25 protein-coding genes and 5 tRNA genes are annotated in these 24,047 nt (G+C 69.7%); 20 read left to right on the top strand and 10 right to left on the bottom strand.

Annotated elements, in window-relative coordinates:
• Nucleotides 1–378 (bottom strand): EamA family transporter (locus Q4I23_RS14850; protein ID WP_498526709.1); only part of this gene is annotated, 378 nt, incomplete at its 3' end.
• A 104-nt stretch (nucleotides 379–482) separates the two neighbouring features.
• Between Q4I23_RS14850 and Q4I23_RS14845 the strand changes: the two genes are divergently transcribed.
• From Q4I23_RS14845 to Q4I23_RS14830, 4 genes are all read left to right on the top strand, one after another.
• Nucleotides 483–1,358 carry a LysR substrate-binding domain-containing protein gene (locus Q4I23_RS14845; protein WP_498526708.1) on the top strand — a complete coding sequence of 292 codons (876 nt, stop codon included), beginning with the start codon at nucleotides 483–485 and terminating at the stop codon, nucleotides 1,356–1,358.
• A 119-nt stretch (nucleotides 1,359–1,477) separates the two neighbouring features.
• A complete protein-coding gene (locus tag Q4I23_RS14840; protein WP_498526707.1) occupies nucleotides 1,478–2,260 on the top strand; it encodes an HNH endonuclease family protein in 783 nt (260 codons plus the stop codon).
• Between the two features lie 144 nt (nucleotides 2,261–2,404).
• Nucleotides 2,405–4,090 carry a diguanylate cyclase domain-containing protein gene (locus Q4I23_RS14835; protein WP_498526706.1) on the top strand — a complete coding sequence of 562 codons (1,686 nt, stop codon included), beginning with the start codon at nucleotides 2,405–2,407 and terminating at the stop codon, nucleotides 4,088–4,090.
• Between the two features lie 155 nt (nucleotides 4,091–4,245).
• On the top strand, nucleotides 4,246–4,506 hold the full coding sequence (locus Q4I23_RS14830; protein WP_014197674.1) for a hypothetical protein: 261 nt from the start codon (nucleotides 4,246–4,248) through the stop codon (nucleotides 4,504–4,506).
• A 17-nt stretch (nucleotides 4,507–4,523) separates the two neighbouring features.
• Here Q4I23_RS14830 and Q4I23_RS14825 read toward each other — a convergent pair whose 3' ends face one another.
• The 3 genes from Q4I23_RS14825 to Q4I23_RS14815 all read right to left on the bottom strand — a co-directional run bounded on the left by Q4I23_RS14825 (nucleotide 4,524) and on the right by Q4I23_RS14815 (nucleotide 5,487).
• Nucleotides 4,524–4,733 carry a SlyX family protein gene (locus Q4I23_RS14825; protein ID WP_454017487.1) on the bottom strand — a complete coding sequence of 70 codons (210 nt, stop codon included), beginning with the start codon at nucleotides 4,731–4,733 and terminating at the stop codon, nucleotides 4,524–4,526.
• Between the two features lie 74 nt (nucleotides 4,734–4,807).
• Nucleotides 4,808–5,059, bottom strand: coding sequence for a hypothetical protein (locus Q4I23_RS14820; RefSeq protein WP_454017486.1), 252 nt, complete (start codon nucleotides 5,057–5,059; stop codon nucleotides 4,808–4,810).
• Nucleotides 5,059–5,487, bottom strand: a complete 429-nt coding sequence (locus tag Q4I23_RS14815) for a Fur family transcriptional regulator (protein ID WP_035677391.1) — start codon at nucleotides 5,485–5,487, stop codon at nucleotides 5,059–5,061. Before Q4I23_RS14815 ends, Q4I23_RS14820 begins: the two co-directional genes overlap by 1 nt.
• 444 nt (nucleotides 5,488–5,931) lie before the next feature.
• On the opposite strand from Q4I23_RS14815, the gene Q4I23_RS14810 reads away from it, so the two are divergent.
• From Q4I23_RS14810 to Q4I23_RS14795, 4 genes are all read left to right on the top strand, one after another.
• A complete protein-coding gene (locus Q4I23_RS14810; protein WP_498526705.1) occupies nucleotides 5,932–7,119 on the top strand; it encodes a GNAT family N-acetyltransferase in 1,188 nt (395 codons plus the stop codon).
• Between the two features lie 62 nt (nucleotides 7,120–7,181).
• Complete coding sequence (locus tag Q4I23_RS14805) at nucleotides 7,182–8,387, top strand: carboxylate--amine ligase (protein ID WP_498526704.1); 1,206 nt, start codon at nucleotides 7,182–7,184, stop codon at nucleotides 8,385–8,387.
• Between the two features lie 13 nt (nucleotides 8,388–8,400).
• Nucleotides 8,401–9,222 (top strand): metallophosphoesterase family protein, encoded by an 822-nt coding sequence (locus Q4I23_RS14800; RefSeq protein WP_498526703.1) that lies wholly within the window; start codon nucleotides 8,401–8,403, stop codon nucleotides 9,220–9,222.
• A gap of 348 nt (nucleotides 9,223–9,570) precedes the next feature.
• A complete protein-coding gene (locus tag Q4I23_RS14795; protein ID WP_498526702.1) occupies nucleotides 9,571–11,274 on the top strand; it encodes a methyl-accepting chemotaxis protein in 1,704 nt (567 codons plus the stop codon).
• A 210-nt stretch (nucleotides 11,275–11,484) separates the two neighbouring features.
• On the opposite strand, the gene Q4I23_RS14790 is transcribed toward Q4I23_RS14795, so the two are convergent.
• Nucleotides 11,485–11,661 (bottom strand): YqaE/Pmp3 family membrane protein, encoded by a 177-nt coding sequence (locus Q4I23_RS14790; protein WP_040134614.1) that lies wholly within the window; start codon nucleotides 11,659–11,661, stop codon nucleotides 11,485–11,487.
• 53 nt (nucleotides 11,662–11,714) lie between these two features.
• The gene (locus tag Q4I23_RS14785) at nucleotides 11,715–14,507 is read right to left on the bottom strand and encodes a carbohydrate-binding domain-containing protein (protein ID WP_498526701.1); all 2,793 of its coding nucleotides are present in this window, start codon (nucleotides 14,505–14,507) and stop codon (nucleotides 11,715–11,717) included.
• A 236-nt stretch (nucleotides 14,508–14,743) separates the two neighbouring features.
• Here Q4I23_RS14785 and Q4I23_RS14780 point away from each other — a divergent pair, with 236 nt between their 5' ends.
• Nucleotides 14,744–15,217 carry an RT0821/Lpp0805 family surface protein gene (locus tag Q4I23_RS14780; protein ID WP_014197686.1) on the top strand — a complete coding sequence of 158 codons (474 nt, stop codon included), beginning with the start codon at nucleotides 14,744–14,746 and terminating at the stop codon, nucleotides 15,215–15,217.
• A 72-nt stretch (nucleotides 15,218–15,289) separates the two neighbouring features.
• Here Q4I23_RS14780 and Q4I23_RS14775 read toward each other — a convergent pair whose 3' ends face one another.
• Complete coding sequence (locus Q4I23_RS14775) at nucleotides 15,290–16,624, bottom strand: class I SAM-dependent methyltransferase (RefSeq protein ID WP_498526700.1); 1,335 nt, start codon at nucleotides 16,622–16,624, stop codon at nucleotides 15,290–15,292.
• Between the two features lie 177 nt (nucleotides 16,625–16,801).
• Here Q4I23_RS14775 and Q4I23_RS14770 point away from each other — a divergent pair.
• From Q4I23_RS14770 to Q4I23_RS14730, 9 genes are all read left to right on the top strand, one after another.
• Nucleotides 16,802–16,876: transfer RNA gene (locus Q4I23_RS14770), tRNA-Thr, on the top strand.
• A gap of 1 nt (nucleotide 16,877) precedes the next feature.
• A tRNA-Ala gene (locus tag Q4I23_RS14765) sits at nucleotides 16,878–16,953 on the top strand.
• 99 nt (nucleotides 16,954–17,052) lie between these two features.
• Nucleotides 17,053–17,129, top strand: a tRNA-Asp gene (locus Q4I23_RS14760).
• Between the two features lie 35 nt (nucleotides 17,130–17,164).
• A tRNA-Val gene (locus Q4I23_RS14755) sits at nucleotides 17,165–17,239 on the top strand.
• A gap of 1 nt (nucleotide 17,240) precedes the next feature.
• Nucleotides 17,241–17,314 (top strand) — tRNA-Gln (locus Q4I23_RS14750).
• Between the two features lie 145 nt (nucleotides 17,315–17,459).
• On the top strand, nucleotides 17,460–17,669 hold the full coding sequence (locus Q4I23_RS14745; protein ID WP_174452430.1) for a hypothetical protein: 210 nt from the start codon (nucleotides 17,460–17,462) through the stop codon (nucleotides 17,667–17,669).
• Between the two features lie 67 nt (nucleotides 17,670–17,736).
• Entirely contained in the window at nucleotides 17,737–18,222 is a 486-nt protein-coding gene (locus tag Q4I23_RS14740) for a hypothetical protein (protein ID WP_498526699.1), read from the top strand.
• A 120-nt stretch (nucleotides 18,223–18,342) separates the two neighbouring features.
• Nucleotides 18,343–18,684: a Gas vesicle protein V gene (locus Q4I23_RS14735; protein ID WP_454017478.1), complete on the top strand. Its 342-nt coding sequence runs from the start codon at nucleotides 18,343–18,345 to the stop codon at nucleotides 18,682–18,684.
• Nucleotides 18,685–18,922: 238 nt separating this feature from the next.
• Nucleotides 18,923–19,687 (top strand): Crp/Fnr family transcriptional regulator, encoded by a 765-nt coding sequence (locus tag Q4I23_RS14730; protein WP_237905617.1) that lies wholly within the window; start codon nucleotides 18,923–18,925, stop codon nucleotides 19,685–19,687.
• A 19-nt stretch (nucleotides 19,688–19,706) separates the two neighbouring features.
• Here the strand turns inward: Q4I23_RS14730 and Q4I23_RS14725 are convergent, their stop codons facing one another.
• Complete coding sequence (locus tag Q4I23_RS14725; protein WP_014197695.1) at nucleotides 19,707–20,207, bottom strand: hypothetical protein; 501 nt, start codon at nucleotides 20,205–20,207, stop codon at nucleotides 19,707–19,709.
• Between the two features lie 165 nt (nucleotides 20,208–20,372).
• Between Q4I23_RS14725 and Q4I23_RS14720 the strand changes: the two genes are divergently transcribed.
• On the top strand, nucleotides 20,373–20,501 hold the full coding sequence (locus tag Q4I23_RS14720; RefSeq protein ID WP_014197696.1) for a hypothetical protein: 129 nt from the start codon (nucleotides 20,373–20,375) through the stop codon (nucleotides 20,499–20,501).
• A gap of 13 nt (nucleotides 20,502–20,514) precedes the next feature.
• On the opposite strand, the gene Q4I23_RS14715 is transcribed toward Q4I23_RS14720, so the two are convergent.
• Nucleotides 20,515–20,964 carry a hypothetical protein gene (locus tag Q4I23_RS14715; RefSeq protein ID WP_498526698.1) on the bottom strand — a complete coding sequence of 150 codons (450 nt, stop codon included), beginning with the start codon at nucleotides 20,962–20,964 and terminating at the stop codon, nucleotides 20,515–20,517.
• A gap of 113 nt (nucleotides 20,965–21,077) precedes the next feature.
• On the opposite strand from Q4I23_RS14715, the gene Q4I23_RS14710 reads away from it, so the two are divergent.
• The gene (locus Q4I23_RS14710; RefSeq protein ID WP_498526697.1) at nucleotides 21,078–23,324 is read left to right on the top strand and encodes a helicase-related protein; all 2,247 of its coding nucleotides are present in this window, start codon (nucleotides 21,078–21,080) and stop codon (nucleotides 23,322–23,324) included.
• Nucleotides 23,325–23,345: 21 nt separating this feature from the next.
• Here Q4I23_RS14710 and Q4I23_RS14705 read toward each other — a convergent pair.
• Nucleotides 23,346–24,047 (bottom strand): electron transfer flavoprotein-ubiquinone oxidoreductase (locus Q4I23_RS14705; protein WP_498526696.1); only part of this gene is annotated, 702 nt, incomplete at its 5' end.

Raw genomic sequence — 24,047 nt, 5'->3', positions numbered from 1 at the left:
GTTATAGTCTCGTGGGCTCGGAGATGTGTATAAGAGACAGCTGACGATCAGCGCCGTCAGGCCGGAGGACACGTAGATCATGCCGCTGTAGCTCAGCCCCAGATAGAGCGCGTGGTTGAGCAGGCCGAGCAGCGCCAGCAGGCCGAGCGTCCGTCCGGCCATCCCCCGATACTCGCCCCGCCACGCCGCGACGGCGGCGAGCAGCGCCCCGGCGATCAGGAAGCGAAAGGCCAGCAGCAGCAACGGCGGGCAGTCGGCCAAGCCGATCTTCCCCGCGGCAAAGGCCGAACTCCAGGCGAGGCAGAAGGGCACGACCAGGACGAGCGGCGCCGCCCGCGGGTCGGTCAGGGGTAAGGGGTGCGTGGCGGCGTGTGTCATGGCCGGTCCTCTCCCATGCGGAATGGTGTGCGTCAGGGAAAGGATGGCGCGGACTCTTCTCATTTGGAAATTGGATGATATCATTCATTGCATTCGAAACATGAATGGTCGGTCCGATGCGCGAGATGGATCTGGGGCTGCTGCGCACCTTCGTCTCCGTGGTGGACGCCGGCGGCTTCACGCGAGCCGGCGAGCGGGTGCACAAGACGCAATCGACGGTCAGCCAGCAGATCCGCCGGCTGGAGGAGCAGGTCGGCCTGCCGCTCCTCGACCGCAACAGCCGCGCCGTCGCGCTGACCGACGACGGCGAGCGGCTGCTCGGCTACGCCCGCCGCCTGCTGGCGCTGAACGACGAGGCGAACGCCGTGCTGTCCGGGCGCCCGGCGGCGGAGGTGGTGCGGCTGGGCGTGCCGGAGGATTACGCGGTGGAGCGGTTACCCCGCCTGCTCGCCGACTTCGCGCGGGCGAACCGGCGGCTGCGGCTGGATGTGCGCTGCGACCTGTCGGTGCGGCTGCGCGCGGACGTGGAGTGCGGCGACCTCGACATCGCCCTGGTCAAGCAAGAACCCGGCCGCCCCGGCGCATTGCACGCGTGGCGGGAGCCGCTCTGCTGGGTTGGCCCGGCGTCGGAGGATCTGCACCGCGAGGACCCGCTGCCGCTGGTGCTGTTCCCCCAGGGCTGCGTCTACCGCAACCGCGCGGTGCATGAGTTGGAGCGCGCCGGGCGGCGCTGGCGGGTGGCCTACTCCAGCCCCAATCACGCCGGGGTGCGCGCCGCGGTGTCTGGCGGGCTGGGCGTCAGCGTGCTTCCCCACAGCGCCCTGCCGCCCGGCAGTCGCTTCCTCGGCGTGGCGGACGGTCTGCCGGCCCTGCCGGAGACGGAACTGGCGCTGCTGACCGGAAGCACGGCGCGGGGTGGCGGGGTGGAGATGGTCACCGGTCTGCTGATGGAGAGCCTTCCGGAGCCGGTTTGGGCGTAACGGGGCTGCCCGGCACGACCACTCCTCTCGCACCGTTGCGCCACGTCCCCAAAGCGCCATAGAACAGCCCAGGAACCATATCCAGGTATGGCGAAGAACAGGGTTGAGGGACCAGGGGCATGGCGCGACGGAGGAGCGGAGCACCGCGGGGCGGCCGGAGGGGCCGTCCGCTGACGCTGGGCGGGCTGGTCGCCGTTCTGCTGGTGCTGGCCGCGGTCTATGCGGCGGAGCGCTTCCACCTCGTCCCACCCGGCACGCTGGATTCCATCTTCGGGGAGAAGACCCAGCGCCAACGGCCCATCCCCCGCCCCGCCCCCGACGCCAGCATCGACTACGCCGCGGTCGCCGCCCAGCTCGACCGCATCCGGGTGGAGGAGGAGCGCCGCCGCGGCTATGTGCGGGACGAGTGGCCGCACTGGCTGACCATCGACTCCAAATGCCTGAACACGCGCGAGCAGGTGCTGATCCGCGATTCCGCAAAGCCGGCGAAGCTGTCGGCGAACGGCTGTTCGGTGCTGTCCGGCGTGTGGAACGATCCCTACACCGGCGAAACCTTCACCGAACCGAAGCAGGTGGACATCGACCACCGCGTGCCGCTGGAGGAGACCTACGCCAGCGGCGGCTACGACTGGCCGCGGGAGAAGCGCGCGGCCTACGCCAACGACCTGAGCGACCCGCTGACCCTCGTCACCGTCTCGGCGGCGGCCAACCGCGCCAAGGGCTCGAAGGGGCCGGAGGACTGGCTGCCGCCGCGCGAGGAGTACATCTGCGCCTATGTGGCGGGCTGGATCGCCGTGAAGGCGCGGTGGGAGCTGACCATGGACGAGCGGGAGCGCGTCACCGTCGGCAACATCCTGTCCGACTGCCGCCGCACCGCCGTGGGAAACCGGCCGGCCCGCTGACCGGCCTTTCCAACAATTCCATGCGCCGGTATGCGCAGCGTTCCCTGATGTCGCTTTTGAAACCTGGCTGAACTTGATAGAACCTTCGTATGCGGTCTTCCTGACGGAACGGCGGCGGGGTGTCGAAGGGAGCGGCCGGGCGTCATGGCGAGGGAACGCGGTCTGCGGACGACGGTGGCTCTGACCGGTGCCGTTCTGGTCCTTGGCGTCTCCGTCGTGCTGGCGGCGCTGACCGGCCTGCGCTCCCGCGAGCGGATCGAGAGCGAGATCGGGCACTCGCTCGCGGAGGCCGCCCACAACATGGCCGACCGGCTGGACCGCTCCATGTGGTCGCGGGCCAGCGAAATCGGCATGCTGGCCAAGCTCGGCATTACCCCCGCCATCGACGATCCGGTCCGGCTGCGCTGGCTGCTGGAGCAATTCCAGGAGTTCTTCCCGACCGTCTCCTGGATGGGCGTGACCGACACCAAGGGCAAGGTTCTGGCCGCGACCGGCGGCTTGCTGGACGGCGTGGACATTTCCAAGCGCCCGGTCTTCCAGAACGGACAGAAAACGCAGTTCGTCGGCGACGTGCACGACGCGGTGATGCTGGCCTTCCTGTTGCCGAACCCGACGGGCGAGGCCATGAAGTTCGTGGACATCTCCACCCCCGTGCACAACGAGCGGGGCGAGGTCGTCGGCGTGCTGGCCACGCATCTGAGCTGGGAATGGACGCGCGAGATCCGCCGTTCCCTGATGGACACCATGCGGGGCCGCGCGGAGCTGGAGCTGATCGTGGTCGCGGCGGACCGCACGGTGCTGCTCGGCCCCCGCGAGCTGCTCGGCACTCCCCTCGACATCGAGGCGGTGCGGAGCGCGCAGAAGAACGAGAGCGGCTGGATCGTCGAACGCTGGCCGGACGGGCAGCGCTACCTGACCGGCTACGCCTACGGCAACGGCTATCTGAGCTATCCGGGTCTGGGCTGGAGCGTGGTGGCCCGCCAGCCTCTGGCCGTCGCCTACGCCCCGGCCACCGCCCAGATGGTCGAGACGGTGCTGGCCGGCGGCGCTATGGTGCTGCTGTTCAGCGTGCTCGGCTGGATGGCCGCCGGGCGGGTCACCCGGCCGCTGCGCCGCATCGCCCAGGCGGCGGAACGCATCCGCAGCGGCGAGCGCGGAGCGGAAATGCCGGTGCTGGGCGGCAGCGCCGAGATCACCTCGCTGTCGGCGACTCTGCGCGATCTCGTGGACGGGTTGACCCATCGCGACGCCGCCCTGGTCCGGCTGGAGGACATCGCCTATCAGGACCGGCTGACCGGCCTGCCGAACCGCCGCTATTTCGAGCAGTATGTGGAGGCAACGACCGCCGGCAACGGCTCCGCAGCCTTCCTCTACATCGATCTGGACGGCTTCAAGCCGGTGAACGACCGGCTGGGCCACGATGCGGGCGATCTCGTGCTGCGTCAGGTGGGGGAGCGGCTGGCCGCCTGCTTCCGCGGCGACGACGTGGTGGCCCGGCTGGGCGGCGACGAGTTCGCCGCCGTGCTGCCGCAGCGCGCCGGCGCCGAGCCGCCGGACCTGGACGGGCTGGCCCGCCGCATCATCGACGCGGTGAACGAGCCCGTCAGCGTCCAGGGCGAGGCGGTGCGGGTCGGCTGCTCCCTCGGCATCGCGCTGTGGCCCGAGGATTCTCCCGACGTGGCGGAAACCCTGCGCCGCGCCGATCAGGCGCTCTATCAGGCCAAGCGCGCGGGCCGCAACCGCGGCATCCGCTGGTCGGCCGACCTGCCGCCCGCCCCCGCCGCGAGCCAGGGCATAGCCGGCGAGGCGGCGAAGAACCCGGCGTCCTAGGCCCCGCGGCCAAGCCTCCGCCAAGCGGGGAACCGCATCCGGCGGGCGTCCGGCCAGCGGTGGGTAAGGCCGTTGCACGCTGGAGCCTCGGCCCTTTTCTGCCGTTTCATGTCCATCGGAGCACGACTCGGACGGCCATGGCGGGAGATTGGAAGATGAGCCTCGACACCAAGGGACAGCGGGCCCGCATGCTGCGTCTGCTCGCCGTCGTCGAGCATTACGAGCGCAACAGCGCGGCCGGCGCGCAGCTGATGCGGGGCACGCGCTACGAACTGGCCGTGCAGGCCACCGACGTGAACGGCGACCGCTGCCTGTTTCCCGCCTGCAACTGCGCCCAGGCCGACTGCTCGCGCCAGCCGCCCGCCGGCCCGCAGCTCAGCTGGTGCGGTCCCCGCGGCGGTTGGAAGATGCGGTGAGCGTCCGCAAGGGATGATCAGTAGTGGGGCGGGGGCGGCTCGTCCTGCGGCGCGCGGGGCACGCCGGACTCCAGCTCCGCGATCCGGTCGCGCAGGCGGCGCATCTGCGCCGTCATGAGATCGATGGTTCGCCCCTGCTCGAACAGGACGGCGGACATCTCCTCGGCCATGCGCTCGTGATGGGCAAGACGGGTTTCCAGCTCGGTCAGGCGGTTTTCGGCGTCCATGAATGGCCCTGCGGGTCGCGGAAGGGAAAGACCTTTAGAACCGCTCCGCTCGCCAAGGCAAGATCAATGCTGCATCAATGCAGCCGGCCTTGGGCGACCACCCAGCGCTCGACGATCTGAAGCGCCTGCGGCACGTCCAGTTCCGGATGATGCCAGCGCAGAACCACCGTTGCCGCCTCCAGCGCGTGGCGGTCGGGGCGCCCGCAATCGACCAGCTCGCGGTAGGCGCGCTCCACCACCGGGCGGCAGCCGCAGACCGCCGCCTCGCAGGCGGCGAAACGCTCCGCCGGATCGCGCTCCGGCCCGCTTCTCCGCTCCGCCGCCATCAGGCCGTCTCCGGACCTTTGCGCTGGATGCGGCGCCCGAAGATCTCCAGCCGCTGCCCGATCATGTCGAAGCCGAGATGGCGGGCGATGCGGGTGACGGCGGCCTCCAGCTCCGGGTCCTGGAACTCCACCACCTCGCCGGTCTCGATGTCGATCAGGTGGTGGTGGTGGTCGCCGCGCGCCTCCTCGTAGCGGGCCCGCCCGTCACCGAAATCGTGGCGCTGGATGATCCCGATCTCCTCGAACAGCCGCATCGATCGGTAGACGGTCGCCAGGCTGATCCCGGCGTCGATCGCCGCCGCACGGCGGTAGACCTCCTCCACATCGGGGTGATCGGCGGCTTCCGACAGGACGCGGGCGATGATCCGGCGCTGGCCGGTCATCTTCAACCCCCGCTCGGCGCAGGCGCGTTCCAGACGCGACGGCAGGGCTTCTTCGGGCGTGGTCACGGGGCCGGTCCTTTCCGATGCCTAACCCATGGACTCCAAGAGATGGAGAGGAAAGTCCGCAAGGACAACGGTCTTCCGTATGAGCGGCTGTAAGACCTGCCTTTGGACCTGGACCAATGGCCGACACCCCGGCCCATGGCATCGGGCGGAAAGTCATCCGGGGGCAGACGGACACATCCATTGCGCCGCCGCATCACCGCCCGATACCCCGGATGACCCGGACGGGTTCCCCCACCGGGACGCCGCAACCCACCTTCCGCCACCGCGTTTTTTGCCACAGTCGTCCGTACATGATGCAGACGCAGAAGCACAGGATAGATCGGATGAGATCAAAGTTTTCGAGACGTCGATCCAATCCCATTTTTTTTACGTAGACATTTGAAGCCGCCCCTTCATCAACATCCCCCAGGGAAGACCGAGCCCATGGACATGAGGACTCTTGTTGAGGACGACGGCGACACCATCGACATCACGTTGCAGCCTTTAGAAAATCCCAGAAAACTTGAAGAGCTTTGGACCGATCTCGAGCGCCGCGCCGACGGGTCCTTCTTCCTGGGCTGGCAGTGGATCGGCAACTGGCTGGCCTCCCTGCCCCGCGGCACGCGGCCCCACGCGCTGGTCGCGCGGCGCGGCGAGCAGGTCGTGGGGCTGGCGCTCCTCTGCCCGCGCACACAGTGGCGCTTCGGTTTGCTGCGCACGCGCTGCTGGCTGCTGCACGAGACGGGGGAGCGGACCTTTGACCGGCTGTTCGTGGAGTACAACGGCATCCTCGCGGACCGGAACTGCGCGGACGCGGTGCTGGCCGCCTGCTTCGACTGGCTGGGGCAGCGCCTGACCAACTGGGACGAACTGGTGCTGGGCGGGCTGGAGCCCGAAGCGGAAGCGGCGGTGCGGCTCGCCGCGGCGCGGCAGGGCCACGCGCTGCAGGTCCGGGTGGCCGACAGCTGCCAGTGGGTCGATCTGGAGGGCGTGCGCCGCCAGGGCGCCGGTTATCTCGCCAGCCTCGGCAAGAACACCCGCGCCGCGGTGCGCCGGGCCATGCGGCTCTACGCGGAGCGCGGCCCGCTGACCTACCGCGTCGCCGCGACGGCGGACGAGGCTCTGGAGGACTTCCACGCCATGGAGATCCTGCATCAGGCGAGCTGGAACGCCCGCGGCCAGTCCGGCGCCTTCTCGAACCCGGCTTTCCGCCCCTTCCATGAGCGGCTGATCGCCGGCGGCGTGCCGGCGGGGACGGTGCGGCTGTGCCGGGTCAGCGCCGGGGACACGGTCATCGGCTATCTCTACAACTTCGTCCATCGCGGGCGGGTGATGAACTACCAGGGCGGTTTCGCCTACGAGGCCGACAACCGGCTGAAGCCCGGTCTGGTCGCCCACGTCCTGGCCATCGAGGACACGCTGGCCCGCGGCGAGGACTGCTACGACTTCATGTCCACCCCGGCGGGGCACAAGCCGCTGCTGTCCAACACCGAGCAGCCGATGAACTGGATCGCGCTCGGCCCCGACCGGCTGAGCCGCCAGATCGACACCCGCCTGCGCCGCGTCAAGGCTGGGCTGGCTGACCGGATGAGGCGGCTGATCCGCAGCCCGCTGCCCCTGATGAACCGCTGACGCCGCCGGAACCGAAGCCGCAACCGCAGGGCCGCCGACCGGGCGGTTGGAGGATGCCGAGAATGAAGAACACTTCCGCCGCCGCTGAGACTGCCGCCAACTCTGCCTTGGCCTGCGTGATGGGCGATATGGACATGGTGCGCCCGCTGGGGCTGGCCGGTCTGCGCTGCGCCGTGGTCACCCATCCCGGCGCTGCCGCTCTGCATTCCCGCTTCACCAAGGATGCCATCCTGTGGGACGACCCGGCGCGCAACCCGGACGGGCTGGTTGAGGTGATGATGGCCTTCGCCAAGGACCAGCCGGAAAAGCCGGTCCTCTACTATCAGGACGACACCCAGCTCCTGCTCGTCTCGCGCAACCGCGACCGGTTGGCCGAGGGGTTCCGCTTCACCATCGCCGACGCCGAGCTGGTCGAGGATCTGGTGGACAAGGGCCGCTTCCAGGCGCTGGCCGAGCGGCTGAACCTGCCCGTCCCGGCGACCCGCCGTCTCTATCCGACCCGCGAGGCCGCCCCCGACGTGGTGGACCTGCGCTTTCCCCTGATCGTCAAGCCGCTGACCCGCCGCCGGGTGTGGGACGAGGCGGACGGCTTCGCCAAGGCCATCCAGGTCGATTCCGCGGACGAGCTGCGCGCCCTGTGGCCTCGGCTGGCGACGGTCGGGCTGGACCTGCTGGTTCAGGAGATGATCCCCGGCCCGGAGACCCGGATCGAGAGCTACCACGTCTATGTCGACGAGCGCGGCGGCGTGGCCGGGGAGTTCACGGGGGCCAAGATCCGCACCTACCCGCTCGCCTACGGGCACAGCACCGCCCTGACCATCACCGACGCGCCGGACGTGGCGGCGCTGGGCCGCTCGCTGACCGAACAGCTGGGCCTGCGCGGCGTCGCCAAGTTCGATTTCAAGCGCGCCCCGGACGGCTCGCTGCATCTGTTGGAGGTCAACCCGCGCTTCAACCTGTGGCACCATCTGGGGGCGGTGGCCGGAGTGAACCTGCCGGCGCTGGTCCACGCCGACCGGCTCGGCCTGCCGCGTCCGGCGGTGGGCAAGGCGCGGGCCGGAGCGCGCTGGTGCCACATCACCAAGGACCGCTTGGCCGCCCGTGACAGCGGCCTGTCGATGGCCGCGTGGCTGCCCTGGGTTCTGGGCTGCGAGGCCAAGGCCATCGCGCTCGACGACCCCATGCCCTTCCTGCACAACCAGTTGGCCCGTTTCCTGCCGTCGCGCGCGCCGCACGACGCGCCCGACGGCGCCATGAAAGCCCAGTGAGGGTGCCGCGGCGATGAGGATCGGTATCCTGTCGGACATCCACGCCAATCTTGAGGCGCTGGAGGCCACGCTGGCCGACATGAGCGGCGCCGGGGTGGAGCGCGTCGTCTGCCTGGGCGACGTGGTGGGCTACAACACCGACCCGTCGCCCTGCATCGCCCTTCTGCGCGAGGCCGGCGCGGTCTGCGTCGCCGGCAACCACGACCGCGCGGTGACCCGCCAGATCCCCACCGACGGCTTCAGCGTCCGCGCCATCCGGGCCATCGCCTGGACGCGCAAACGCCTGCCGCCGGAGGACGTCGCGTGGCTGTCCGCCCTGCCGCTGAAGACCAATGTCGGCGAGCATCTCGTCGCCGTTCACGGAGCGCTTCATGTGGACCGGGGCTGCGAGTTGGTCCGGCTGAACAGCGACGACCGGATGCGGCGCACGGCGCAGGCCCTGCTCGCCCACCCCTCCGGCGCCCGCGTCTGCGCCTATGGGCACACGCACCGGCTCGGCATCCACGAATACCGCAATGGGGAGCTGTGGGAGCATGATCCCGACAGCGAGGTCGCCCTGCGAGGCGGTTCCTGCTACCTGCTCAACCCCGGCACGGTGGGGGAGCCGCGGAGCGAGGAGCGGCGGGCGACCTGGATGCTGTTCGACACTGGGCGAAAGACGGTGAGCGTGCGGCGGGTCGCCTACGACGACCGTGCGGCCTTCGACAAGACGCGCCGGGCGGGGATCGAGCCGCGGCGCCTGCTGTCCATTCCGGCGCCGTTGCGCTCCGCCCTTCAGGGCGGGCTGCGACGGATGGGGATTTACGAGATGGTGCGGCGGGTCATCAACTCGTGACCCGTTTCCTCGCCGGCTCGGATCACTGAACCGTCGCCAGCATCAGCAGCGACGCGCCGAGCGGCAACAGGGCGAGCAGCAGCTTGAGCATGGGTCCAGCCATCGGGGTCTCGCAAGGGGGCTTCAAACGCGCGCGACTTTAGCCGGACGGCGGGCAATTATCTGTGACAAATCCTTCAACCCAGCCATCCCTTCCCGCGTCCTGAAAAATTTTCCTTTTGATCCAATCTCTCGGAAAATCCGTATCAACTCTTTGGTGCTATCGTCGGTTCCGCCGCAGGGCAGGCTTTCGGCAACCGGCGGCATCCAACGAGTCTTCGACGACACGGACCGGCGGGAGTGTGGACAATGAATTGGTTCCGAAACGCCAAGGTCGGCCTTCGGCTGATGCTGAGCTTCTCCAGCATCCTGGTTCTGATGATCGCCCTGGCGGCCATCGCCATCTACAAGGTCAACAGCATCAACGACAGCCTTTCCACGATCAACGACGTCAACAACGTCAAGCAGCGCTACGCCATCAACTTCCGCGGCAGCGTGCATGACCGGGCGATCAGCCTGCGCGACGTCACGCTCCTGTCCGACGCCGCGGCGCTCAAGGCCGAACTCGCCACCATCGACCGTCTGGCCGCCGACTACGCGCGCTCGGCCGAGCAGCTGGACCGCATGTTCGCCGTCGGCACCCATGTCACCGCCAAGGAGCGCGAGATCCTCGCCTCCATCAAGGAGACGGAGGCCAAGACCCTGCCGCTGGCCCGCGGCGTCATCGAGGCGCGCCAGGCCGGCGACGCCGCCCGCGCCGTCAGCATCCTGGTCGAGCAGGCCCGCCCCGGCTTCACCGAGTGGCTGGCCCGCATCAACGCCTTCATCGACCTTCAGGAAGCCGAGAGTCAGGCGGTGGCGAAGCACGCCCGGACGGTGTCCGAGAGCTTTCAGGTGCTGATGATCTCGCTGTGCGCGGTGACCGTCCTGCTCGGCGTTGGGCTCGCCTGGTGGTCGATCCTGACGGTGCGGCCGCTGCGCCGGCTGACCGACACGACGCTGAAGCTGGCCGAGGGCGACCTGTCCATCGCGGTGCCGCAGGCGACCAGCCGCGACGAGGTCGGCGAGATCATCCGCGCCGTCCAGGTCTTCAAGGACAACATGGTCCGCGCGCGCCGCATGGAGTCGGAGAAGGAGGAGACGGAGCGCCGCGCCGAGGCCGAGAAGCGCGAGGCGATGAACGGGCTGGCCGACCAGTTCGAGCGCAGCGTCGGCTCCATCGTCGAGCTGGTGTCCCACGCCGCCGCCGAGCTGGAGGGCGCCGCCCAGACGCTGAACGCGACCATGGAGCGCGCCAACGATCAGGCCGGCACCGTCGCCGCCGCGGCGACCCAGGCGACCGCCAACGTGGAATCGGTGGCCACCGCCTGCGGGGAACTCGCCGGGTCGGTCAGCAGCATCGGCCAGCAGGTCCGCCAGTCCGCCGACATCGCCAACCGCGCCGTCCGCAACGCCGAGGACACCCAGGCGACCGCGGAAGGTCTGGTCAGCACATCGCAGAAGATCGGGGAGGTCGTGCAGCTCATCAACTCGATCGCCCAGCAGACCAACCTGCTGGCGCTCAACGCGACCATCGAGGCGGCGCGCGCCGGCGAGGCCGGCAAGGGCTTCGCCGTGGTGGCGAGCGAGGTCAAGAATCTCGCCAACCAGACCGCCAAGGCGACCGAGGACATCACCGCCCAGATCGCCGGGGTTCAGGACGTGACCCTGCGCACCGTCCAGTCGATCCGGGAAATCGCCCAGGTCATCGGGGAGAGCAGCCAGATCGCCGACGACATCGCCCAGGCGGTGGAGCAGCAGGGCATCGCCACCCAGGAGATCGCCCGCAACGTCCAGCAGGCGTCGGCGGGCACCGCGGAGGTGTCGGGCGCCATCGTTCAGGTCAGCGGCGCCGCCTCGCAGGGCGGGGCCGCCGCGGGCCGCGTGCTGGGCAGTGCTCAAGAGCTGAGCCGCTCCGCCGCGCGTCTGCGGACGGAGGTCAGCGGCTTCCTCGCGAAGGTCCGCGCGGCGTAATGAGGCGATAGTATCCCCTCTCCCCCCTGGGGAGAGGGTTAGGGTGAGGGGGTTGCGCATGGCGCCACGTCCGGCAAAAGCGCAACCCCCTCACCGGCTCTCAGCGGATGCCATAGGCATCCGCCTGCCGCCGTCAGCGCTGGCCTATGGCCAGCGCGAGAGGCCCTTCGGGCCACCCTCTCCCCGGAGGGGAGAGGGCTATATCGGACCTCACGCCGGGGAACGGTCCTTGTACTTCACGATGACGTACAGCGCGTGGATCATGCCCGGGATGTAGCCGAGCAGGGTCAGCAGCACGTTGATCCAGAACTGGGCGCCAAACCCCACCTGGAGGAAGACGCCGACGGGCGGCAGCAGAAGCGCCAGGATGATGCGTATGATGTCCATGCCGCGATAACGCTCCCGCCCCGCCCCCGGTTCCATCCACCCTTCGGTGATGCTCAGCCCAGCAGGCCGATCTGGTCGAAGGGCAGAGGATCGAACCCGTGCTGGTACACCGCGGAGCCCGCCACCGGCGCGAAGTTGTCGTGCGCGGCGTCAGTGAACTGCGGGTCGAAGGTGAAGGCCCCCTTGTCGTAGCCGGCGGCCTGCCACTGCGCCAGCGTGCCCGTGGCGCCGTTCGCCATCACCTGTGGCCAAGCCTGGAACAGCGCCTCGTTGGGGTCGAGGTCGGCGTAGAAGTTGCCGGTGAAGGTCCCCGCCGTCCTCGGCCCGTCGAGGGCCACCGCCCGCCCGTCGCCGGCGTCCACGATGTTCTGGGTGATGGTGTTGTTCGCCATCGGCGTGCCCTTCCAGCCGCCCCAGCCGACGCTCTGCTGCAGGCCGATCTGGGTGCCCAGATTGTCGGCCAGGATGTTGTCGGTGACCGTGTTGTTCCAGCCGCCGTGCAGGAAGATGCCGCCGACGTTGTCGTGGACGACGTTGCCCTTCACCGTGGTGCCGCTGGTCCAGTCGTCCAGATAGATGCCCCAGCTCACCAGCTTCGTCGGGTCGAGGAAGGTGGGGGAGACCTTGCCGTCCCAGGTCACGTTGCCGAAGGCGGTGGTGCCCGACACCTCGTTGTAGGCCACCGTGTGCCCGGCCAGATCCTGCTGGCGGTTGATCAGGTAGATGCCGCCGCCGTCGCTGGTCTCCTGGTTGGCGCCGACGATCTTGTTGTGGGTGATCGTCGCCCGGTAGGTGGCGTCGCCCGAGGCCTGGACGGAGCCGACCGCGATGGCCTTGCCCGGCGTGTCCTCGATCTGGTTGTGGGTGATGCTGACGTCGTTGCTGCCGTTCACCCACAGCGCGTCGCCGCCGTGGTCGACGGCGCTGGCGTGCTGGATCAGGTTGTCCGACACCTTGGTGAAGTTGGACCCCGCCTTGACGTAGACGGCCTCGCGCCCGGTCTCGGCGAAGTGGTTGCCGGTGACGGAGCTGTTGGCGCTGCCCTCCACCGTGATGCCGTAGCCGGTGTTGGTGACGGTGTTGTTCTTGAAGGTCAGGCCGGCGGCGTTGTTGGCGTAGACCGCGTGGCCGTCCGGCGCGCCGTCGGTCAGGGTCAGTCCGTCGATCGTCACGTTCTTGGCACCACCCAGCCCGATCAGCACGGGAAGCTGGGCCGCGACCACCTTGTGCCCGGCGACCGCCCCGCCCTCCGGCTTGAACAGCACTTGGTTGGACGCCTTATCGAAGAACCACTCCCGCGGCGCGTCGAGCTGGTCCTTGCCGTTGAACAGGTAGAAGCGGCTGCCGGCGCCGAGCGCGTCGTAGGTGCTCTGGGCCAGCGTGATGGTGTTGCTGCCGTAGTCGATGCTCTTCACCGGCACGGTCATGTTGTCGTAGCCGTGCTGGCTGAAGACGCTGACCATCAGCCCGTCCGTGCTCGAATAGGTCGGGATCGAGCCCGCCTTGAAGCCGAACTGGGTGTAGGCGTTGGCCCCGGCCTTGGTGGCGATCAGCCAGCCGCCGTCGATGGGGTGGCTGGGGTCGGCGTTGGGCGTGCGGGCCACCGTCTGGCGGTCGCCGTCCATCGACAGGTCGAGCACCGCCTTGGACCCGCCGGGAAGCTGCGCGCTGTAGAGGCCGTTGCCGCGCGACACCCAGTTGTCGACCAGCGAGCCGCCGTGGAAGACCGGCTTCTCGCTGCCGTAGGCGGCGAAGCGGACCCCGCTGTCCTGGCCGTCCAGCCAGAGCATGTCCTTCATGTAGTAGTCGCCGCCACGGACGTAGGTCACGTCGATGTTCGGGTCGGCGCGCATGGCGTCGCGGGCGGCGGTCAGCGTCGCCTTCGGCCCGTCGGTGCCGTTGGCGTTGGGGGCGGCCAGCTTGCCCGACCAGCTGTCCTTGCCGTTGGTCGCCACGAAGAAGGCCGGCCCGGTCGGGGCGGGGGACGGCGTGGGAGTGGGGTTCGGAGCCGGGGTCGGCGTGGACCCACCGGTGGCGAAGAAGCTCTTGTCGGCGTCGACCACCAGCGTGCCGTTCCACCACAGGCCCGACTGGCCCTTGACCACGTCCTTGCCGTCGAGCGCGCCCTTGTCGTAGCTGACGATGCTGTCGGTGGCAGAGACGGACTTGCCGTTGATCGTGACCTTGTTGACGATCAGCGAGCGGTCCTGCCCGTTCACCACGGCGTCGTTGTCATACTGGATCTGCACCTTGTGCGCCTGATCCGGTGCCACGTTGGCGGTGAAGCTGTAGTCCTTGGCCGCGGTGCCGACCGTGCCCTCCCCCACCTTCTTCCCGTCGACCATCAGGTTGAAATGCGCGTTGGTGCCGCCCGCCGCGATGCCCTGCGCGTTCACCACGAAGGTCGAGGTGCCGGCGACCGGCGCCGCCGGGGCGGCGGGGAAGTCGGAGGCCGGGGTGTCGACCACCAGCGTGCCGTTCCACCACATCCCGGATTGGCCCTTGACCACGTCCTTCCCGTCGAGCGCGCCCTTGTCGTAGGTGACGTTGGCGTCGGTCGGCTTGTGGGTCTTGCCGTTGATGGAGACCCCGCTGACGATCAGCGAGCGGTCCTGGCCGTTCACCACGGCGTCGTTGTCGTATTGGATCTGCACCTTGTGCGCCTGCGCCGCGGTGACCGGCACCGTGAAGCTGTAGGCGGTCGGGCTGGTGGCGTTCACGGTTGCCTGGCCCACCTCGACGCCGTCGATCAACAGGCGGAAATGCGGCCAGATGCCTCCGGCGGACTGCCCATAGGCACTCACGACAATCTTGGCGTCGGTCTTGCCCGTGGTGGTCGATGCCATTGGATGGTTCCCTCGCTCTTATGCTCAACGGCGGCGAGCATGGCGGGGCCGGCCGGACATTTGTGCGCCATTTTGATAACAGGCGAGGGCCACCGGGTCCGTGCTTGTATCCGCCACCGCCTATGACGGGAGAGGCGGTTGAACGGGAGTGATACGCACCAAAGCGCAGGCTCCCCCGGATTAAAGCGAAGCCTTACGTGTTGATGGCTTATACGGAACCAAGAGGCAGAGACCCTATGAAGAAGATCGCTGTTACCGCCTTCGTCGCCCTGTCGCTCGCCGCCTGCCAGAGCGGCGGCAGCGGCATCGGGACCAAGCAGACGGTCGGCGCGCTCGGCGGCGCGGCGGCCGGCGGCGTGATCGGCTCGCAGTTCGGCGGCGGCACCGGCAAGCTGATCACCACCGGTGTGGGCACGCTGCTCGGCGCCTATCTCGGCAGCGAGCTTGGCCAGTCGCTCGACCGCGCGGACGAGGGCTACGCCCAGCGCGCCGCCACCCAGGCCTATGCGGCGCCGATGGGCTCGACCATCCAGTGGAACAATCCGGAATCGGGCAACCGCGGCACCATCACCCCGATCCGCGACGGCCGCGACAACTCCGGCAATTATTGCCGCGAGTACCAGCAGACCGTCTATGTCGGCGGCAAGGCCGAGCGGGCCAACGGCACCGCCTGCCAGCAGCCGGACGGCAGCTGGCGCATCGTGTCCTAACACCCGGCACGCCCCCTGCCCCGGCCGTCCCCTCCGCAAGCCGCGGGGTCGGCGGCCGGGGCGGGAGCCCCGTCATGACGCGGGAAGAGCGGTCAGCCGAATCGCCACCTGCTTGGTGTGCGGGCTGACGGCGATGATCTCCCAGGCCGCACCGGACTCGGCCGCATACTCCATGAAGGCGCGGTACTCGTCCTCGCGCCACGTCCGGTTCCCGATGAACTCGTCGAAGACCAGCACCGTCCCCGCCTGGAAGCGTGGCGCCAGGGCGGTCAGCACCGTCCGCGCCGACGAATAGATGTCGCTGTCCACATTGACGAAGCGCACCGCGCCGCCGTGGGCCGCCAGGAAGGGCGGCAGCGTGTCCTCGAACCAACCCGCGTGCAGCACCGCGTTGTCGCGCACCGGCGGCAGGCTCTTGCCCGTGCTGAGCACGCCGCGCGGCGCGTTGACCCAGCCCTCCGGCAGCCCTTCGAACGAATCGAAACCGTGCACGGTCTGCGCGGCCACCGCGGCGATCTGGTTCAGCGAGGTGCCGCGGCGCACGCCGAACTCCAGCACCAGACCGGGCAGCCCCGCCCGCTCCAGCGCGAACCGGAGCAGGTCCGCCCCCACGCCGAACAGCCGCAAGTCCGGAGCGAGGTGCGGGCGGATCGCCGTCACCGCCTCGACCAGCGGCAGACGCTTCGGCTGCCCGGCCAGCTTCTCGCGGTACAGCGCCCCGGCCTCCGCGTCGCGGCCCAGCAGCAGCAGATAGGCGCACAGGAAGCCCCAGTATTTGCCCGCCGCCCCCGGACAGTCCGCGGCACGGCGCAGGCGGCGCAGCGCGTCCTCGACACCGTTCAGGCCGAGCGCTGCGGCGTGGCTGCCGAACCACGCGGCGGCGTGCTCCGGATCGTCGGCCAGCCGCTCGTCGAAGACGGCCAGCGCGCCCGCGGCGTCGCCAAGATGGGCGAGGCTGACCGCCCGCTCATAGAGGATGTCCGCCGACCGGTTCCCGGCGGCCAGCGCCTCCCCGGTCACCCGCAGCGCCTCCTCATAGAGGGCGTCGCGGCGGTAGACGCCGGCCAGCGCCTCAGGGAGGCCGGGGAAGGCGGGGTCGGCCACAGCCACCCGTTCCAGCCAGCGCACCGCCCGCAAGCGGTCCCCGGCGGCCAGCACGGCCTGGGCCATATGATAGAGGGTTTCCGAGTGTCCCGGATCGCGCGCCAGGGCACGGCGCAGCGCGGCGGTGGCGGCCGCGGCGTCGCGCCGGCCGAGAGCGGCCATGCCGGTCAGCCGGTCGCGTTCGGCCCGGTCGTGTTCGGCGGAGCCGCCGGACTCCGGCGCGGTGTCCCGCAGCAGGCGCACCGCCTGCCGGTAATGCCGCGCCGCGATCAGGCGGCGCGCCTCGGTCAGAACCTCATCCACGGGAAAACCTGTCGGTCGGGCATGGTCGGAATGGGGCATGAGATGCCCCGCGAAAGCGGCGGGATGCAAGCGCCGCCTGCGGCCGTCGCGGGGGTGAAAAGAAAGAAATGCCCCCTTCGATATTTTTCCCTTTGACAGGGGGCGGCCTGGATTGCTATTCACCCGCTCCCGCCGGACGCTGCCGTAGCTCAGTGGTAGAGCACTCCCTTGGTAAGGGAGAGGTCGAGAGTTCAATCCTCTCTGGCAGCACCATGGGGCCGTAGCTCAGATGGGAGAGCGCCTCGTTCGCAATGAGGAGGTCAGGGGTTCGATCCCCCTCGGCTCCACCAACTTCTTCGGCGGTTGGTTGGTTGACTTGAGTAAGTTGGGTAAGGTTGAATTTAGTGCTTGCTTCGGCGGTCTTTGTTCTTTAGAAGGTCGCCTACGACGCGGGTGTAGCTCAGTTGGTTAGAGCGCCGGCCTGTCACGCCGGAGGCCGCGGGTTCAAGTCCCGTCACTCGCGCCACGTTTCTTGTGGTTAGGTTAAGTATCTCGCGGTTTGGTCCTGTAGCTCAGCGGGAGAGCACTACGTTGACATCGTAGGGGTCACTGGTTCAATCCCAGTCGGGACCACCATTGGGGGATCGTCTAGCGGTAGGACTCCAGACTCTGACTCTGGCTACCTAGGTTCGAATCCTAGTCCCCCAACCAAACCACCTTTCTCTCCCCCCACAACACACCGTCCCAACATCGCGGTTCGCCGCCCCATTCCGATGCCTCTTTTTGTTGCTCGTCCGTTGACGGCAACCCGAGGTAAGGTTTCGTTAACGAAACACGGGATGCGGGGGTTGCAACCATGCTGCGACTGGGCACGAAGGTCCGGCATCATGGGCAGGACGCCATGGTGATCGCACGGACCTTGGGTGGGCATCCATCCTATGATCTGCGGCTGGCCGACGGCAGCATCGTGAAGTACGCCCGGGAGGCGGACTGCGAGGCCACGCTGTCCGATGGCGGATTCCGGCCGGCTGCCGGCACCGGGTCGGCGGAAGGCCGCCCCGGCTGAACTCCGGGCGAGAGCACCGCGAAACAGCGCCGTTGCCGAATCCCCTCCGCCCGAGCAATATCGCGCAATGGAACGGTTGGAAGACGATGGCAACTGCCCACGGCGGCGCTGGCGGGTGATCGAAGGGGGCGGAACGCCGGTGGAGGTGACCGGAACGTCCCGGAATGGCGACGCGCGCCCGGACGGCGCCGCGGAGGCTGCGGCGCGACCGGTCCCTGAAGATTACGGCCTGACCCGGGACGACTTGCGGATCTGGTACGCGCCGGGCCGTGTCGGGGTCCTGCTCGCCCTGGCGGCCACGCTGGGGATGGCGGGTCTGCAGGCCTACGACGCCGGGCGGCTGTCCGATCCCTGGATCCTGGGCGCCCTGCCCGGCCTGCTCTCGGGCACGCTGATCGGCGGCTTCGCCGGGATGGGGCTGATGGTGCTGGTGCACTGGTGCGACCCGCTGGTCGGCATGGCCTGGCCGACCTACGCGCGGCTGCGCCGCTACCGCGACGCCTTGGCCGCCGCGGTCGCCGCTGAACGGAGCGTCAACGAGCGGAAGCCCTGAGCGCCGGAAGGACGTCGCCGCCGCTGCCACCAGCGGTGGAAATGCAGGGCCTATCCCATTCGAACGATGGTGCAGCGGCGCGTCGACCCAATCTGCTTAAGAGCAGACAGGAGAAACGCAGTGAACCGATTCGACGAAAAAGTCTATCGCGTGACGAAGCGCCGCGACGGGCCGAGCCTCCCGGAACAGAAGAATCAACTGCTCCGCCTGAAGCAGGATCTCGAACAGTTCAAGTCCCGTCAGGCGGGTGCTGCGGTCGTCGGCAGCCTGCAGGCGCGCATCCGCGAACTGGAATCCTCGATCTCCCGCGCCGAGGCGGCCCGGGTGACGGACCGCGAGTCCCGTCGCCCCCGCGACGATGACGAGGACGCGGAATCCGGCGCCGTGCCGATGGCGGACGGCACCATGCGCGCCACCTCCAGCCGCTTCCCGCCGCGCGGACGGCCCGGCCGGACCCTCTGAACCTCAGCGAAAACATGCCTCACGGCCCGGACCACCCTCCGGGCCGTTGCTCTGTCCGGCCGCCCCATCGCCGGACCGATGCCGGATCCGGTTGATCCAGATCAGGGCGGGCCCTGGTCATAGCTCATACCTTTGGCTCGGTTCCAAGACCTTAGTCTGATGCTTCGGTCTGGGCCGGACGTCCTAAGCGAGCGCGCCGTTCCGTGGCGCCGAAGCGAGACAGCCCAGGGGTACAGCCATGACCTTCTCCGTCGCCGCCGCCACCACCGCAGCCATTGTCCCGCCGCCGATTTCCGCTCCGCCGACGCGGGCAGCGGAGACGGTGACCGGCCGCTGCGCCGGCTGCTCGGCGCGGAGCAAGGGGCTGTGCGGCGCCCTGACCGCCGGGGACCTGCCGGACCTGTCGACGACGTCCCGCCCGCTGGACCTGCTGTCGGCGACCCCCGTGGTGATGGAGGGGGAGGAGGCCGAGGCCGTCTTCACCGTCATGTCGGGCATGCTGAAGCTCTACAAGACCCTGCCGGACGGGCGGCAGCAGATCACCGGCTTCGCCACCGCGGGCGACGTCATCGGGCTGGCTGTGGGCACCGGCTACGCCTACACCGCCGAGACCGTCACCGCCTCCACCGTCTGCCGCATGTCGCGGACGGCGCTGCGCCGCCTGATGGAGCGGCACCCGGCGGTTCAGGGCCGGCTGCTCGCCATGACCTCGGTCGAGCTGTCGGCGGCACAGGACCAGATCCTTCTGCTCGGCTGCAAGACGGCGGTGGAGCGGGTGTCCAGCTTCCTTCTCGCCTTGTCGCGGCGGTCGCGGCCCCTGGCGGACGGCACGCCCAGCGTCTTCCTTCCCATGCCGAAGGTGGACATCGGCGCCTATCTCGGCCTGCGCCCCGAAACGCTGTCGCGCGTGCTGCGCAAGCTGGAAGTCGCCGGGGCGATCACCCGCCTGACCAACGACCGCATCCGCATCGAGAACCCGGCGGTGCTCGAAGCCGCCGCCTGATTCCCCGCTCCATTCCGTTTCAGGCCCGGCCCGCCACCGGATAACCCTCGCCGCCGAACCCCGCCGCCACGTCCTTCACGAAGGCCTGCCCGACCCGGCGATAGCCCAGCCGGCCGAACAGGCCCGCGGCGTCGAGCTTCGGCGCGGTCGCCGCGACGACGCAGCCGCGCTCGTCCACCACCACCGACGAGCAGCCCAGCTTGCGCGCCAGAAGGTCGATGCCGTCGGCCTGCGCCGCCGAGGTCACCGCCGCGTCGAACAGCCCCACCGCGATGAAGATCGGCACCGTCAGCACGCGGATCATCCCTTCGGCGCTGACGCGATAGCAGAACAGGCCGCGGATGTGGCCGTCGCTCATCTCGCAGGCCATTACCCCGCCGTCGCCGCCGTCCTGCAGGAACAGGGCGGCCACCTGCCGCCACTCGTCCAGCGTCATGTCACGGTGCAGGGTCTGGACGACGGGCAGCGCCTGATCGGCCTGGGTCTTGGCAAGGGGAGCGAGAATGAAGCTTCTGGGCATGGGCGGGCGATCCTTTCGCGGGCATTGTCCGCGATGATCCGGGCCGCCGCTTTGATTTTGGTCATGCGCCGCGCTGGTGGAGAAGCCGATGGAAAAACCAGTGGAGCGATTGCGCAGAGGCGGTGTTTCAACAGGACCGCCCCACCCCATCACCGGAGACCGGACATGAGCCCCTACCCGCCGCCCCGGCAGGAACCCGACGTGCCGATCCCCATGCCGCTGCCGCCCGACGCCCCGCCGGACGAGCCGGTGGAGGCTCCGCCCATGCCCGGCGAGCCGCAGGAGCCCGTGTAGCGAGTCCTTGAGGTCAGGACTTGCGGCGGTAGAGCGCCATCGCGCGCTCCAGGATGCCCGGCGCCGAATAATCGCCAAGGAACAGGTCGCCCAGCGCGCGGCGCATCCGCGCCCGGATGCGTGAGCGGATGGCGTTGCGCAGCGCCTCCTCCTGCATGTGGCAGCGGCGGCAGAGGTTCTTTGGGCGGGCCTCCGGGTTGCCGGAAGGGCGGACCGGGCGGACGACGACCTGCACGTCGCGGGTCTCGGCATACTCCACCACGTCGGGCCAGGCCGCCCGCCGCCCGCGTCCGTCGCGCCAGGTTTGGTCGGCGGCGTCGTACCAGCGGCCGTCCGGCAGGCAGCGCACGACGGCGCCACCGGGCCGCCCGCAGCAGCGGCAGCGGTTCTCCCCGCTGGAGCCCTTGCGGGCGGCCGGATCGAGGTCGGGTCGGAGAATCTTTGCGCGGAGCGGTCTGGTCATGGCTTGATGCCTGCCTCGGGGCCGGGACTGCCCCTGCGGGACGTGGCTCATGACATGGATGGCCGCGGACCGCCAGTGCGAATTTGTGAAAAGTTTTCCAGAGACCGCGCCCTATGGACATGACCTCTCCCGACCCTTCCCACGCCGCCTCTTCCGGAGATGGCGAGTCCGCCGACCCGCATCTGGTGCATGAGCTGGCCAGCGCCCACCCCGACGTGGTCACCGCCGCCGCCGCGGGCGTGGCGCGGGTGGCCCATGGGGAAGGGCTGGGGCTGGTGCCGCTCGGCCTGCCGCTGCCCAAGGGCAAGCGCGACCTGCTGGTCCCGGCGGAGCGCCGGGACGCGGTGCTTCTGGAAATCCAGGGCACGCTCGACCGCGCGCGGCGGCGCAACGCCCTGCTTGCCCAGGGGCGCCGCGCGCTGGAGGGCTGGTCGACCAGCCTGCACCCGGCCGACGACCGCACGCGGGTGCGGGCGGTGCGCGGCGAGGACCTGCCCTGGCCCGGCCTGCCCGCCCCGGTGCGGCTCCAGGTGTCGCGCGTGCTCGACGCCATGGAACTGGCCGAGTTGAGCGACGACGATCTGGCCCTGCGGCTGGAGGGCGACCCGGCGCTGGCCGCCGCGCTGGAGGACGCGCTGTCGCGCGCCGCCGCCCGGCTGCACCGCTACGCCGGGGAGGCGGAGGGATCAGACGATGCCTGGACCTTCGCATCGCTGGCCGACCGGCTGTCCCGCGCCGCCCGCAACCGCCATGGGGTGGACGAGTTGCTGGAGCGCTGGGACCGCGAGTTCGCCGTGTGGCGGCGCGAGCGGGCCGAGGCGCGCGGGCGCGCCTACGTGGACCGGCATTTCGACCTCGCCCGCTTCGAGAAGCTGTTCCCGGTGGCCCGTGGGCTGGGGCGGCGGCTGGTCCTGGTGGTCGGCCCGACCAACTCCGGCAAGACCCACCACGCCATCGAGGCGCTGAAGGGCGCCTATGACGGCATCTATCTGGCGCCGCTTCGCCTGCTGGCGCTGGAGGTGATGGAGCGGCTGAACGCCGAGGGCACCCCCGCCTCCCTGCTGACCGGCGAGGAGGCGATTGCGACGCCCGGCGCCCGTCACACCGCCTCGACCATCGAGGTAATGGACCCCGACCGCCCGGTGGAGGTGGCGGTGATCGATGAAATCCAGATGCTCGCCGATCCCGACCGCGGCTGGGCTTGGACGGCGGCGTTGATGGGCGCCCCGGCGGAGACCGTCTACATCCTGGGCGCCCCGGAGGCCCGCCCGCTGGTCGAGCGGGTGGCGGCCCATCTCGGGGAACGGCTGGAGGTGATCGAACTGGAGCGCAAGGTGCCGCTGACCCTGATCGACCGGCGCCTGAACTGGGAGGAGGTGGAGCCGGGCGACGCGCTGATCGCCTTCTCCCGGCGGGAAATCCATTCCGTGCGCGACACGCTGCGCGCCAAGGGCCTGTCGGTCGCCGCGGTCTACGGCGCGCTGGCCCCGGAGGTGCGGCGGCGGGAGGCCGCGCGCTTCCTGTCCGGCGAGGCCGACGTGGTGGTGGCGACGGACGCCATCGGCATGGGGCTGAACCTGCCCTGCCGGCGGGTGCTGTTCACCGCGCTGGAGAAGTTCGACGGGACCAGCGTCCGCCCGCTGAGCGCGACGGAGGTCAAGCAGATCGCCGGCCGCGCCGGACGATTCGGCAAGTTCGAGTCGGGGGAGTTCGGCGTGGTCGGCCGCGGCACACCGCAGGCCCTGCGCACTCTGCTGGAGAAGGCGGACGGGCGGCTGCGCGCCGACGCTCCGCTGACCGTGCGGCCGACCCGCGCCATGCTGGCCCGTCTGGCCGATCACATCGGGACGGAGGAGACGGTCCTGCTGCTCGACTGCGTCGCCGACGCCCGCACGGCGGGGTCGCCCTACCGGGTGGGCGACCTGTCGGGGATGCGGCGGCTGGCGGTGATGCTGGACGAGCGGCGGCTGACCCTGCCCGCCAAGCTGGACCTGCTGCTGATCCCCGCCGACCTGGAGGACGAGGCGGAGGCGCGCATCCTCGCCGCCATCCTCGGCACGGTGGAGGCCGGGGAGCCGTCTCCCCTCGGGCGCTTCGTCCCGGCGCGGTTGGACGGGCTGGACGGGGCGGCGCTGGAGGGGCTGTCGCGGGCCTGCGACCTTTATTACTGGGCGGCGCGCAAGTTCCCGTCCCTGTTCCCGGAACGGGAGGCGGTGCGCAGCCGCCGCGGCGAGATCAGCCGGCGTCTGGCTGACCTTCTCGCCACGCGCGGGGCGCGGTCCGCCGGGCAGCGGCGCGAGCCGCCGCCCAAGGCCGGTTTCCGCGGCGCCCCGCGCAAGCGCTTCGGCCCGCGGCGGTAAAGCGGCGGCAGAAGCGGGACCTTACATCCCGCCCGGATAGTTCGGGCCGCCGCCGCCCTCCGGGACGACCCAGTTGATGTTCTGGGTGGGGTCCTTGATGTCGCAGGTCTTGCAGTGCACGCAGTTCTGCGCGTTGATCTGCAGGCGCGGGTCGCTGCCGTCCTCCGCCCGCACGATCTCGTACACACCCGCCGGGCAGTAGCGCGTCTCCGGCGCGTCGTAGAGCGCCAGATTGACCGCGATCGGCACCGACGTGTCCTTCAGCGTCAGGTGCGCCGGCTGGTCCTCCTCGTGGTTGGTGTTCGACAGATACACCGACGACAGCCGGTCGAACGACACCACGCCGTCCGGCTTGGGATAGGCGATCTTCGGCATCTCCGACGCCTTCTTCAGCGTCTCGTGGTCGCCGTGCCGATGGTGCAGCGTCCACGGCGACTTGCCCTTGGTCGCCGTCTCGTAGGCGGCGTTGGCCAGACCCGCCCACAGCCCCTTCTGGAAGCCGGGGCGGATGTTGCGCACCGCGTGCAGTTCCGACCACACCCAGGACGCCTTCAGCTTCTCCGGATAGGCCACCGCCTCGCGCGCCGGGGCTTCGGCCGACACCAGCTCAAACACGGCCTCGGCCGCCAGCATGCCCGACTTCATGGCGGTGTGGTTGCCCTTGATCTTGGGCACGTTGAGGAAGCCCGCCGCGTCGCCGACGATCACACCGCCGGGGAAGGT

Source organism: Azospirillum sp. UFLA03-27 (assembly GCF_059803775.1).
The sequence above is the reverse complement of the archived record's forward strand: the minus strand, read 5'-3'. Positions and strand labels throughout refer to the sequence as shown.

Bases quoted from the DNA above. Each gene is read 5' to 3' on its own strand.
- Q4I23_RS14745 (WP_174452430.1), top strand. From the start codon at position 17,460: ATGCTGCGACTGGGCACGAAGGTCCGGCATCATGGGCAGGACGCCATG.
- Q4I23_RS14785 (WP_498526701.1), bottom strand. From the start codon at position 14,507: ATGGCATCGACCACCACGGGCAAGACCGACGCCAAGATTGTCGTGAGT.
- Q4I23_RS14790 (WP_040134614.1), bottom strand. From the start codon at position 11,661: ATGGACATCATACGCATCATCCTGGCGCTTCTGCTGCCGCCCGTCGGC.
- Q4I23_RS14730 (WP_237905617.1), top strand. From the start codon at position 18,923: ATGACCTTCTCCGTCGCCGCCGCCACCACCGCAGCCATTGTCCCGCCG.
- Q4I23_RS14740 (WP_498526699.1), top strand. From the start codon at position 17,737: ATGGAACGGTTGGAAGACGATGGCAACTGCCCACGGCGGCGCTGGCGG.
- Q4I23_RS14800 (WP_498526703.1), top strand. From the start codon at position 8,401: ATGAGGATCGGTATCCTGTCGGACATCCACGCCAATCTTGAGGCGCTG.
- Q4I23_RS14780 (WP_014197686.1), top strand. From the start codon at position 14,744: ATGAAGAAGATCGCTGTTACCGCCTTCGTCGCCCTGTCGCTCGCCGCC.
- Q4I23_RS14725 (WP_014197695.1), bottom strand. From the start codon at position 20,207: ATGCCCAGAAGCTTCATTCTCGCTCCCCTTGCCAAGACCCAGGCCGAT.
- Q4I23_RS14825 (WP_454017487.1), bottom strand. From the start codon at position 4,733: ATGGACGCCGAAAACCGCCTGACCGAGCTGGAAACCCGTCTTGCCCAT.
- Q4I23_RS14795 (WP_498526702.1), top strand. From the start codon at position 9,571: ATGAATTGGTTCCGAAACGCCAAGGTCGGCCTTCGGCTGATGCTGAGC.
- Q4I23_RS14830 (WP_014197674.1), top strand. From the start codon at position 4,246: ATGAGCCTCGACACCAAGGGACAGCGGGCCCGCATGCTGCGTCTGCTC.
- Q4I23_RS14720 (WP_014197696.1), top strand. From the start codon at position 20,373: ATGAGCCCCTACCCGCCGCCCCGGCAGGAACCCGACGTGCCGATCCCC.
- Q4I23_RS14710 (WP_498526697.1), top strand. From the start codon at position 21,078: ATGGACATGACCTCTCCCGACCCTTCCCACGCCGCCTCTTCCGGAGAT.
- Q4I23_RS14715 (WP_498526698.1), bottom strand. From the start codon at position 20,964: ATGACCAGACCGCTCCGCGCAAAGATTCTCCGACCCGACCTCGATCCG.
- Q4I23_RS14840 (WP_498526707.1), top strand. From the start codon at position 1,478: ATGGCGCGACGGAGGAGCGGAGCACCGCGGGGCGGCCGGAGGGGCCGT.
- Q4I23_RS14805 (WP_498526704.1), top strand. From the start codon at position 7,182: ATGAAGAACACTTCCGCCGCCGCTGAGACTGCCGCCAACTCTGCCTTG.
- Q4I23_RS14810 (WP_498526705.1), top strand. From the start codon at position 5,932: ATGGACATGAGGACTCTTGTTGAGGACGACGGCGACACCATCGACATC.
- Q4I23_RS14845 (WP_498526708.1), top strand. From the start codon at position 483: ATGGTCGGTCCGATGCGCGAGATGGATCTGGGGCTGCTGCGCACCTTC.
- Q4I23_RS14820 (WP_454017486.1), bottom strand. From the start codon at position 5,059: ATGGCGGCGGAGCGGAGAAGCGGGCCGGAGCGCGATCCGGCGGAGCGT.
- Q4I23_RS14835 (WP_498526706.1), top strand. From the start codon at position 2,405: ATGGCGAGGGAACGCGGTCTGCGGACGACGGTGGCTCTGACCGGTGCC.